This window comes from Stenotrophomonas sp. (assembly GCF_032061965.1).
GTDB lineage: Bacteria > Pseudomonadota > Gammaproteobacteria > Xanthomonadales > Xanthomonadaceae > Stenotrophomonas.
The window spans coordinates 1-11,514 of the sequence record NZ_DAMBEF010000009.1 but is presented as its reverse complement, the minus strand read 5'-3'; the positions used below and the strand labels follow the sequence as shown (position 1 = coordinate 11,514).

Annotated in this window: 8 protein-coding genes; 3 read left to right on the top strand and 5 right to left on the bottom strand. The window is 64.0% G+C overall.

Features of this window, described 5'->3' with window-relative positions; genetic code table 11:
- The first annotated feature begins 165 nt into the window (after positions 1–165).
- Positions 166–543, top strand: coding sequence for an MAPEG family protein (locus RT460_RS06615; protein WP_313317926.1), 378 nt, complete (start codon positions 166–168; stop codon positions 541–543).
- Positions 544–619: 76 nt separating this feature from the next.
- On the opposite strand, the gene RT460_RS06610 is transcribed toward RT460_RS06615, so the two are convergent.
- The 4 genes from RT460_RS06610 to RT460_RS06595 all read right to left on the bottom strand — a co-directional run bounded on the left by RT460_RS06610 (position 620) and on the right by RT460_RS06595 (position 7,039).
- Positions 620–3,544 (bottom strand): TonB-dependent receptor, encoded by a 2,925-nt coding sequence (locus tag RT460_RS06610; protein ID WP_313317925.1) that lies wholly within the window; start codon positions 3,542–3,544, stop codon positions 620–622.
- A 141-nt stretch (positions 3,545–3,685) separates the two neighbouring features.
- Positions 3,686–4,429 (bottom strand): SDR family NAD(P)-dependent oxidoreductase, encoded by a 744-nt coding sequence (locus RT460_RS06605; RefSeq protein ID WP_313317924.1) that lies wholly within the window; start codon positions 4,427–4,429, stop codon positions 3,686–3,688.
- Positions 4,430–4,533: 104 nt separating this feature from the next.
- The gene (locus RT460_RS06600; protein ID WP_313317923.1) at positions 4,534–6,171 is read right to left on the bottom strand and encodes an EAL domain-containing protein; all 1,638 of its coding nucleotides are present in this window, start codon (positions 6,169–6,171) and stop codon (positions 4,534–4,536) included.
- 88 nt (positions 6,172–6,259) lie between these two features.
- Entirely contained in the window at positions 6,260–7,039 is a 780-nt protein-coding gene (locus RT460_RS06595; protein WP_313317921.1) for a TSUP family transporter, read from the bottom strand.
- 93 nt (positions 7,040–7,132) lie between these two features.
- On the opposite strand from RT460_RS06595, the gene RT460_RS06590 reads away from it, so the two are divergent.
- Both RT460_RS06590 and RT460_RS06585 read left to right on the top strand, forming a co-directional pair.
- On the top strand, positions 7,133–7,528 hold the full coding sequence (locus RT460_RS06590) for a YchJ family metal-binding protein (RefSeq protein ID WP_313317920.1): 396 nt from the start codon (positions 7,133–7,135) through the stop codon (positions 7,526–7,528).
- 113 nt (positions 7,529–7,641) lie between these two features.
- On the top strand, positions 7,642–9,801 hold the full coding sequence (locus RT460_RS06585; RefSeq protein ID WP_313317919.1) for a lytic murein transglycosylase: 2,160 nt from the start codon (positions 7,642–7,644) through the stop codon (positions 9,799–9,801).
- A 203-nt stretch (positions 9,802–10,004) separates the two neighbouring features.
- Here the strand turns inward: RT460_RS06585 and RT460_RS06580 are convergent, their stop codons facing one another.
- The gene (locus RT460_RS06580) at positions 10,005–11,180 is read right to left on the bottom strand and encodes a benzoate/H(+) symporter BenE family transporter (RefSeq protein WP_313317918.1); all 1,176 of its coding nucleotides are present in this window, start codon (positions 11,178–11,180) and stop codon (positions 10,005–10,007) included.
- Positions 11,181–11,514: the final 334 nt, after the last annotated feature.

Here is an 11,514-nt window from a genome sequence, read left to right as displayed (position 1 = left end):
GTAAGGCAAGAGCCAGAGCGATTCCCGCCTTCGCGGGAATGACGGCATAAAAGCACAAGCGCACAAGCGAGCAAGCAAGCGCAAGCAACAGCTTGCCGCTCACCGGCCTTGGCCGCGTCTTGCTACCCTCCACAGATCCCACAAAGGATCCGCAGCGGAGTTCCCATGCACTACGTAGAAATCGTCGCAATGCTGGTCGTTGCCCAATTCCTGTTCTTCGGCGCCATGGTTGGACGCGCCCGCGGCAAGTACGGCGTAAAGGCGCCAGCTGTTACCGGCAATGAAGGTTTCGAACGCGTGTACCGCGTGCAGATGAATACCCTGGAGCTGATGGTGGCGCTGCTGCCCTCCATGCTCATCGCTGCACGTTTCTGGCCAGCCGAATGGGTAGCCGGTATCGGCGTGGTCTATCTGATCGGTCGCTTCATCTACTGGCGTGCCTATGTCAGCGCACCGGCCAGCCGCGCGCTTGGCTTTGGCTTGTCGATGCTGCCGGTGATGGTATTGCTGCTGATGGCACTGGCCGGCGCCATCCTGCGCTGACATTTCGGTAGCAGCGGTATAAGCCGCGAAGCTCAAGACCAAGGGAGCCGTCTGGCTCCCTTGGTCGTTCAAGCCATCAGAAATCCATGCTCAGCTTGGCGTACGTGTAACGGCCCGGCAGGTCATAGGTGCCCGGGTCATAGCCGTTGAGCGTGCAGCTCAGGCAGATCGGCGGGTTCTTGTCGAACACGTTGTTGACGCCCAGGCTGAACTTCACGCCCTTCATCCATGCATCGGTGCGCCAGCTGACCTGGGCATCGTGGTAGGTGGTCGCTCCCAGCCAATGTTGATCGGCGACACTGTCGGTGCAGATCGCAAACCCGTTGGCACCGGCGCAGCTTTCACGCAGACGGTCGATGTAACGCATCGTCCAGTTCACGTTCCAGTTGCGGTAGTCCCAGTTGGTGGTCAGCGTCGAGCTCCACTCGGGGATGGCACTGTCATTGGTTTCAATCCCCGGGCCCTTGGGTTCGGGCTGGCCGGATTCATTGACCAACTCGTAGCGGGTTACCCAGGTGGCCTTCCAGTCGAAGCCCAGCTGGCCCCAGCCGGTTTCCGGCAGCAGCCAGTGCGCGCTGAAATCCCAGCCGCTGGTGTTGATCGTGCCCAGGTTGGCCAGGATGTCCTCGAAGCGGATGATCTGGCCGCGATCATTGCGGGTATAGCTGGCGCAGGCGGTTGCATCACGGGTGTCGATGCAGCGGTCCATGATGGCCTGGGCATCGGGGGCCTGGATCGCCTTGTCGATGGTGTGGCGGTAGAAGGTCACACCCAGGTCCAGGCGGCTGGCCCAGCTGCTGTCTTCGGCCCAACTTGGGCTCCACACCGCACCGGCCATGAACGAGCGGCTTTCCTCGGGTTCCAGGTCACGGTTGCCGGAAGTGACTACCGATATCTGCGGATTGGCCTGCTCATAGCCCGGCGGTACGCCGTCGGCGACACACTTGGGCGTGGTCGATGCAGCGTTGTTGCAGGGATCGACGATGGTTGCATCGAAGCGGCTCAAGGTGCCGTACAACTCACCGATCGAGGGCGCGCGGAAACCCTGTGCATAGGACATGCGCAGCAGCAGTTCATCGGCCGGCTGCCAGCGCAGGCCGATCTTGCCGGTGCCGGTGCCACCGAAGGTGGAGTAGTCCGAATAGCGGCCGGCAATGCTCAGGTCCAGGCTCTTGCCCCAGAAGCCTTCGCGCGCCAGCGGCACATCGAACTCCACGTAGGCTTCCTTCACCGAATAGCTGCCGATGGTCACGCCCGACGGCACGCCGTTGTATTCGCCGGCCACAGTGATGGGGTCGGGATGGTACTCACCCTTGTACCGGCGCCATTCCGCACCGGCGGCGAAGGACAACGGTCCGGCCCACATGTCGAACAGTTCGCCGGTCAGGTTGGCCGATCCCAATGACAGCGTGTTCTTGCTGCGGTCACGCACGATGGGCGAGATCCAGGCCAGCATTTCCGGGGTGATGGTGCCGGGGCCGCCGAACAGGTTCAGTGGCACGCAGCCAGCAATTGCGGCACAGGCCGCAGGGTCGCCCAGGGCCTGGTTGATGTGCTTGATGTTGTAGCTGCCGGTATTGGTCTGGGTGGCCTTGCTTTCACTGGTCATCGCGTTGATGTCCCAGTTCCAGGTGCGCTGGTTGACCTCGAACACACCATCCAGGCCGCCGGCGGCGTACCAGGTTTTTACGTCCTGTTCGTAACGGCGCGGGCCGCCTTCAACCGGTCGCCGGCCTAGCAGGAACAGGTTGGGATTGGCACCCATCGTGGTCAGGTCGAAACCGAAGGGGTTGTACGGATTGTTGGCCGAGATCACCAGCTTGGTTTCGGCCCAGTCGTTGTACACGCCGGCGTCGGTGCCCAGGAAGATCGGCTCGGGTGCCGCCTGGTTGGCCGACTCGCGCTCGCTGTACAGGCCGCGGAACCAGCCGCTGACATTGGCGCTGAATTCAAAGCGCACCTGGCCGAACACCGACTTGCGCTCGTTCGGGGTCAGCAGCAGGTTGTTGGGTGCGAAGTTGTAGCGGTTGGCGGTGCCAAACTGGATGAAGTCATCCGGGAACCCGGCCGCACCGCCGAAGCTGGCGCCGTTGGGCAAGGTGATGTTGCAGGTTGCCGAGCCGGGAATGGGATTGCCGGCGGCGTCCTTGCCCAGCGGACACAGGCCGCCGTAGGTGTTGTTGCCGTCCGGTGGCGCGAATACGGTGCGGCCGCCGGGCGTGGCCGAGCTGCCGTTGGCCAGTCCCGTGCCGGGTACCGGTTCGGTGGCCCACTTGTACTCGGAAGAGCCGATTTCTTTCTGCTTGAACCACGAGGCACCGACGATCCACTGCGCGCGGTCGCTGCTGCCACCAAAGCTCAAGTCGATGCTGCTGGTGTCGCCACCTTTGAGGTTGTAGTCGCCGTACTGCACCTCGACGTGGCCGCCATCGGCATTCTTCTTGGTGATGATGTTGACCACGCCGGCGATGGCGTCGGAGCCGTAGATCGAGGATGCGCCGTCCTCGAGTACTTCGATGCGGTCCACGATGGCCAGCGGGATGGTGTTCAAGTCCACCGATGAGCCGACGCCCGAGCCGGAGGACTCGTTGACCCAGCGGATGCCGTCCACCAGCACCAGCACGCGCTTGGGGCCGAGGTGGCGCAGGTCCACGGTAGCGGCGCCAGCGCCGACGCCACCACCATCAGGTGGAAAGCCGAAGTTGCCGCTGGAGTTGAGTTTGGTGCTCAGCGAGGCGCCGCTGGCGGTGAGGTGCTGCACGACATCGGCCACCGAGCTGTAGCCGGTGCGCTCGATGGCTTCGCGGGTGAGGACCTGCACGGGAACCTGGGTCTCCAGTTCCGCTTTCTTGATGCGGGTACCGGTGACCTGGATGCTGTCCAGCGTCTTGGGAGTGGTGTCGGCGGTCTGTTGCGCGAAGGCAGCGCCAGGCAGCAGGCACAGCAGGGAGAAGCGTAGGGCGTGGGTCAGGCGGTTGGGCCGGGGCGAAAACGACGTCATCGAATGCTCCTGGTGATTGCCGGACTACTGCCCGCCACCATGACGGGCGTAGTCGATTTGTAAGCAATTCGTTAGGAGCAAACAAGCGGAAAAGTCGCAAGTTGCAGACTTAATGCGAACCGATGGTCACAAATGAACAGATCAGCGTGATGAATAGCCGCCATCAACCAGGTGATAGCTGCCCGTAATGAAGGAGGCCCGGTCCGATAGGAGGAAGCAGGTCAACTCGGCCACTTCTTCGGCCGTACCCAGGCGGCCGGCCGGATGCAGTGCCACCAATCCGGCATAGGCTTGCGGGTCCATGCCCTTCAGCAAGGGGGTATCGATGAAGCCCGGCCCCACCGCGTTGACCCGAAGCCCGCGGGCCGAGTATTCCAGCGCCGCACTCTTGGTCATGCCCACCAGTGCGTGCTTGGCCGCGACGTAGGCGGCCGAACCCGCCCAGCCATTGGTGCCGAGGATGGAGGCCATGTTGACGATGGCCCCTCCGCCGCTGCCCAGGATGGCGGGGATTTCGTACTTCATCGCATAGAACACGCCGTGCAGATTGACGCCAAGCACGCGGTGCCACTCCTCCAGCGGGTAGTCCGCAGTCTGCAGGCTGGCGCCGCCGATGCCGGCATTGTTGACCGCCAGGTGCAGCCCACCAAAGCGCTCCTGGCAGGCCTGCACCATCTGTCGCACCGCGTCGGGATCACTTACATCCACCTGCAGCGCCTGTACCCGCTCGCCCAGCGATAGCGCCACCGCGGTGGCGGCGTCGCCGTCGATATCGGCCGCCAGTACCTGGGCACCGCCAGCGGCCAGTTGCCGTACCACGGCCTCACCGATACCAGAGGCCGCGCCCGTCACCAGGGCTACGCGCCCGTTGAAATCGTGTTGCATGGTCTGCTCCCGGATTGCGGCGCTGCCGCGACACCGATAGCTTCGGTCTTTCCAGCCAGCCCTGCATTGCGCCAGATCAAGCTATGGGCTGCGGCGAGTTGACGTCAGCTGGGTCGCGGTTGCAGGGGGGCAACAGGTTCCACTTCGGTGAGCGGCGCGGCGTGTTGGCCGGGGCGGCAGTGCAGTGGCAGGAAGTCGGCCAGCTCGCTGGCGGGCATCGGCCGGCCGAAGTAATAGCCCTGTCCGTAGACGACACCTTTGTTGCGGAAGAACGTCGCCTGCTCCTCGGTTTCAATGCCTTCCACCAAGGTCTGCATGCCCAGGCTGCACGCCAGATCGATGATGTGCGTGGCGACCTGGCTGGTTACCGCCTCGGTGCAGGCGGTAGAGGTGAAACTCTTGTCCACCTTGAGGATGTCGAACGGGTAGGTCGCAAGGTAGGCAAGGCTGGAATAACCGGTGCCGAAGTCATCAATCGCGATTTCGATACCGAGCGCACGAATGGCGTTGACCACGTCCAATGCGCTGGCCTCCTCCAGCAGGCCACGCTCGGTGGCTTCCACCACGAAACGACCATAGCCAGTACCGATGGCGCGTTGCATTGCCGCCAGCAGCAGCGGTGTCTGCGCCGATTGCAGGTCACGCGGTGAAAGATTGATGCCGATGCGGAAACGCGGGTGCTGGCGTAGCAGTCCCTTCATGTCCTGCTGTACCAGTTCCATCACGCGTCGGGACAGCAGCTGTATCAGGCCGGCATCCTCGGCAAAGGGAATAAAAAGATCCGGCGGCACCACCGTGCCGTCCTCGTGCCGCCAGCGCAGCAGTGACTCGGCACCGATGCAGGTGCCGTCCTGCAGGTCGAACACAGGCTGGTAGAGCAGGAACAGATGCCCCTTGTTGATGGCATCCAGCAACTCCGCGCGGGCGGAAACATGGCGCCGTGTCAGCAACCATGCAATGCCCAACACCAAGGCCCCGGCGAGCACGCCGATAGGAATGAACCAATGCACGAATTTTGCGGTGCGCTTGTCGATGGCGGACAGCGGGGTGGCAACGATCACGCCCACGCCGTTGTGGCGGATCACGCGGCGTGCGACCAGATAGCCATTTTGGGTATCGATGAAGTGCGAGAGCGAATCATCGGGAGTGCCAGGTGCTATCCAGCTATCCAAGGCATTGCCGTAACGGGCGGTATAGACCCCGGTGCGGCTGTTGAACGACCCCAGGGCCAGGTCAGGTCGCTGAAACGGTACCAGCATGGCGACAGGGTCCACCACCACGCCCAAGCCATCCTGCTCAAGCAACAGGAACTGGCGTCCCTCCACACCGGGTACCTGCAATCCACTGCGGATATTGACCCCGGTTGGGCCGTCCATCGTCGCGGGCCCCAATTGCATTCCCTGCATGAGCGCTCCGTTCGACGAGCAGAGCACACGGTTGTCCTGCACATACAACGTGCCTTTCACGACCGGCGCGGTCAGGCTGAAACGTTGCAGGCGGGCGATCCCTGCAGGGCTGCAGGGGGGATCGCCGCTGTGCTGCATTTCCTGACGCAACTGCGCCAGCATCGCCACGCTGGTGTGTATCTGTTGCTGGAGATAACGGGCCACGTCATCCAGCAACACGTACTTGTCGCTGATGGCCTGTTTGCGTGCTTGATGCAGGGAATAGATGACCGGTACACAGGCCAGCACAGCGCCGACAATCAAGACCAGAGTTGCAACCCTGTAGCGACTATTCACGGTGCCGTCCTGTTGGCCATCCTGGCGCCACTATGTGACGTCCATTGCAAATTGCCAGCACGCGAAATTTACCAATGTGCAGGTTGCTTCACGCCTGGGTGAAGGTATCCCAGGCCATGCGTGCGATCAGTACCACCACCAGTGCCACAAAAAGCTTGCGAATCAACGGGGTGCCACCGCGAAGGGCGAGCCGCGTGCCGACCACCGCACCCAGTACGTTGACCGCCGCCATCGGTACGGCGACCGCCATCAGCACGTTGCCGCTGGGGATGAAGAAGGACAGCGCCGCGACATTGGTGGCCAGGTTGACCACCTTGGAGGCAGCCGAGGCGCGCAGGAAGTCCAGCCCGAAGAAGCGCACAAACAGGAAGATCAGGAAGCTGCCGGTGCCCGGTCCAAAGAACCCATCGTAGAACCCGATCACCCCGCCCATCACCACCGCGATGGTCAACTCCCTGCGGCCGACGTCACGGGGCCGGTGCAGCGCACCGAAGTCCTTCTTGGCCAGGGTGTAGCCCAGCATCACGATCAACAGCGTCAGCACCAGCGGGCGCACTGCGTCCTTGGACAGCAAGGTCACCGCCGTGGCACCGAGGAAGGAGCAGGCAAACGCAGCGGCAGCGGCCAGCAACACCGGGCGCCACGGAAAACGCACCGATCGCGCATAGCGCCAGGCCGAGGCGCCGGTGCCGAACATCGAGCTGAACTTGTTGGTGCCCAACAAGGCAGCGGGTGATTGCTGGGGCAGGGTGGTGAACAGGCCGGGTAGCTGGATCAGGCCACCGCCGCCCACCGCCGCATCCACCAGACCGGCGATGAAGGCGATCACCAGCAACCAGGGCAGTTCGGGTGGCAACAGTTCCAGCATGGCGGTTCCACGGCACGGGGGCGCGCCAGCATACGCGCCAACCGTGGCAGCCGCAGGCTTGGAAGCCGAGCGCGACTGATCGACAATGCCGGCATGCAGATTTCAGCCAACAGCCCCTGCCCCTGCGGGCTGCCACAGCGCTACAGCCAGTGCTGTGGCCGCTACCACGACGGCCAGGCCGCGCCCGATGCCGAGGCCTTGATGCGTTCGCGTTACAGCGCCTATGTCAGCAAGGACGTCGACTACCTGTTGCGCAGCTGGCACCCGGACACACGCCCGGCAACCTTGCTGCTGGACGATGCGCCTGGGCAGCGCACGCAATGGCTGGGCCTGGCCGTAAAGCGTCATCAGCTGACCGGCGCGGAGACGGCGGAAGTGGAATTCGTCGCCCGTTACCGTATCGGTGGCGGCAGCGCGGTGAAAATGACAGAGCACAGCCGTTTCCAGCGTATCGATGGCCGCTGGTACTACCTGGATGCGCTTGGCTGATGACAGCGCTGCCCATCGTCGCGTTTGCAGGGGTCCGCTAGCGACCGATCGCATGCAGGCGTGGCACTCACCCCGCAGCGCTTATCATCGAGGCTCAAGCAAGGAGCTGGCGGATGAAACCAACCAACCTGCTGCGCGCAGGCACTACCCTGATCGCGCTTGTGCTGGGCGCCAATGCACAAGCCGCCATCGGCGACTTTGGCAGTTGCGGTGCCGGGCTCAAAAGCAGTGCCGTTGCCCAGGGTGTCAGCGGCGAGCGCGTTGATCAGATTTTCCGCGACATCAGCCCGGACCTGAGCGTGCTGCCGCTGCTGGACGCGCAGCCCGAGTTCACCACTCCCATCTGGGACTATCTGGCGGCGCTGGTCGACAGCCGTCGCGTTGCCGATGGCCGCGCGCTGCTTACCCAGCATCGCGGTGTGTTGGATCAGGTCAGTGCGCAATACGGGGTCGATCCGGCCACCATCGTCGCGGTCTGGGGCGTGGAGAGCGACTACGGCCGCGTCTTCGGCAAGCGCCCGTTGCTGCAGTCGCTGGCCACCCTGTCCTGCAACGGCCGCCGCCAACCGTTCTTCAAGGGCGAACTGCTGGCCTTGATCAAGCTGATCGACAAGGGCGACCTCAACCCCAGCGGCCTTACTGGCTCCTGGGCAGGCGCCTTTGGCCATACCCAGTTCATGCCCTCGACCTACGCCCGTATTGCGGTGGATGGCGATGGCGACGGCCGCCGCGACCTGGTCGCCAGCATTCCTGACGCATTGGCCTCCACCGCCAATTACCTCAAACAGTCCGGTTGGCGTACCGGCCAGCCCTGGGGCGTGGAAGTACGCATCCCGGCCGGCTTCAATGCGGCACTCGCCGGCCGTACCAAGCGCAAGCCGCTGGCGGGTTGGCGCGCGCTGGGTATCACCCTGGCCGATGGCAAACCGCTGCAGGTGCCGGCCATCGCCGATGACAACAATGCCGCGCTGCTGTTGCCGGCCGGTGCGACGGGCCCGGCACTGCTGGTGTTCCGCAATTACGACGCGATCTACTCCTACAACGCCGCCGAGAGCTACGCGCTGGCCATCGCTACCCTGGCTGATCAGCTGCGCGGAGGCCGCGGCCTGAGTGCGGCCTGGCCCACCGACGACCCCGGCATCGGCCGCGATGAGCGGCGCGAGCTGCAGACCCTGCTGCTTGCCCGTGGCTACGATATCGGCAGCGCCGACGGCATGGTGGGCACCGCCACCCGGCGTGCCATCCAGGCCGAACAGCAACGGCTGGGGTGGAAGAACGCCGATGGTCGCGCCGGCACCCGCATCCTGCAGGCATTACGCGCAGCCAAGCCAGCCCAGCCCACCGCTTTCCCGTTACCGGGCAATTACCCGCAACTTGTCCAATCACCGATCGTACGGAGCAGCGTTTCAATGAAGGATGTGCAGGGCCTGAGTACAGGCGACTTCAAGGGATTCACCGCCTGGAAAGTGGAGACACCGTTCTCCACGGCAGCCATCAGCGTGTTTGGCGGCCAGCTGCTTTCCTTCGTGCCCGCTGGCGGCCAGGACGTGATGTGGCTTTCGCCCAGCGCCAAGCAACCGCCCACGCCGATCCGTGGTGGCGCCCCGGTGTGCTGGCCGTACTTCTCGCGGCAGGGCCAGAGCAATGACGTGCCGTCGCATGGTTTCGTGCGCACGCTGCCGTGGCAGCTGCGGGATGCGCGGCGCGAGGCCGACGGCAGCGTTGTGCTGACCCTGGCGCCGCCCGTTCTCGACAACCTGGCGTTGCGCCTGCAGATGGTGGTGCGCATCGGCCGCACCCTGGAACAGGAGTTGATCACCGAGAACACCGGCAGCCAGTCCACCAGCTTCACCCAGGCGCTGCACAACTACTTCAACGTCAGTGATGCCTTGAACGTGGATGTGGCGGGCCTGGATGGCCTTACCTACCTGGACAAGCTCGACAGCGGCAACGCCCATGTGCAGAAGGGCGACTGGAACCTGCGTGATCCCCGTGACCCGGGCCGTAGCGACCGCATCTATACCCAGGCGGGTGGCCATTACGTGCTGCGTGACCCGGGCTTCAAGCGCAGCATCGACATCACCACCAGCGGCAGCCGCAGCGCGGTGCTCTGGAATGCCGGCGAAGCCGGTGCGGCCAAGATGGACGATATCGGTGCTGCGTGGCGCACCTATGTCTGCGTCGAAGCCGGCAACGTCGGCCCGGACGTGATCGAGCTGGCACCGGGCGGTCGCCACACCCTCAAGCAGGTATTCGAAGTAAAGCCGCTCTAAGCTTCAAAGCCCCTTTCCCCTTGCGGGGTGAAAGGGGACGGTTCACGAACCGATGGTTGGTGGACCCTTGAACGCCCTTGCGCAAAGGCTGGGGCGCGGAGCGCGGGTTGGGGAGCGGGGGTGGGGGTGAGGAGAGGCGGCGTTTGGAAGGACAGACAACCCCGGCACCCCAGCACCGGCCACGGCTTCAACCCCAGCGGCTTTCAGCGCCGCAATGCCAGCAGCGTGATCACACCGGCCACCAGGCCCCAGAACGCCGAGCCAATACCGGCCATGGACAGCCCCGAGGCGGTGACCAGGAAGGTCACCAGCGCCGGCTCACGTTCTGCTTCCTGTTTCATCGCCGCCGCCAGGCTATTGCCGATGGTGCCGAGCAAGGCGATGCCGGCGAGGGTAGCGATCAACTCCTTGGGGAAGGCCGCAAACACCGCTGCCACCGTCGCCCCGAACAGGCCAACCACGATATAGAACACACCGGCACTTACCGCCGCGGTGTAACGCCGCGCCGGATCCTCATGGACGTCGCGACCCATGCAGATCGCCGCGGTGATGGCGGCCAGGTTCAGTGCATAGCCACCAAACGGAGCAAGCGCCGTGTTGACCACGCCGATCCAGCCGACCACCGGCGATATCGGCGCGTCGTAACCGGAAGCTTTCAGTACCGCCACACCGGGCACGTTCTGCGAGGCCATGGTCACGATGAACAAGGGCAGGGCGATGCCGAACACCGCCGCCCATGACAGCGTAGGTAGGGTGAAGACCGGCACTGCCATCTGCAGTTGCAGCTTCTCCACATGCATCAGGCCCTGGCTGCTGGCCACTGCCACGCCGACCAGCAAGGTCGCGATCACTGCATAGCGCGGTACCCAGCGCCGCCCGGCCAGATAGGTGGCAAACATCAGCAGCACCAGCAGCGGTTGCGTTTCCACCGATACGAAGACATCCAGGCCAAAGCGCAGCAGTACCCCGGCCAGCATGCCCGAGGCCAGCGATACCGGGATGCGCCGCATCGCCTTCTCGAACACGCCGGAGAAGCCGGCCAACGCACCCATCAACGCAGCCAGGACGAAGGCACCAATAGCGTCAGACAGCGGCAGCGCGCCGGCCCCGACCACCAGCATGGCCGCGCCTGGGGTGGACCAGGCCGTCACCACCGGCATCCGGTAGCGCAGCGACAAGCCAATGCAGGTCACGCCCATGCCTAAGCCCAGCGCCCACATCCACGACGCGATCTCCGCCTGCCCCGCGCCGACGGCCTGCGCGGCCTGGAACACGATCACCGCAGAACTGGCGAACCCCACCAGGACAGTGATGAAACCGGCGACCACCGCCGGCAGCGAAAGGTCACGCACGAAGGAGCGGGAAGCGGGTGGTGTCATCTATCTGGCAAGAGGAAGGATCAATCCGCATTGTGGCCCAGGCATCTGATTGGGTGTGCCTGGTTGCGCCAACGGGTGCAGCGGTCGGGTCGGCACGCTGTCTTGGCCAGAAGAACAGTGCTGCTGAGGCACAGACTTTGCCGAATCGGCTCGTAGCCCCCTTTTTTCCGCTCTGCAGCAAAAAGTGATTGCGCTTTTCACAAAGATGTCTAGAATTCGCTTCCTCGCTTCACGGCGCCGATCACACCAGTGACCGGGACCACGAAACGACGTCAACCACCTCGAAAAAAGGTGTTGACGGAAACGAAAAGCCTGACATAATAGGCGGCTCGCT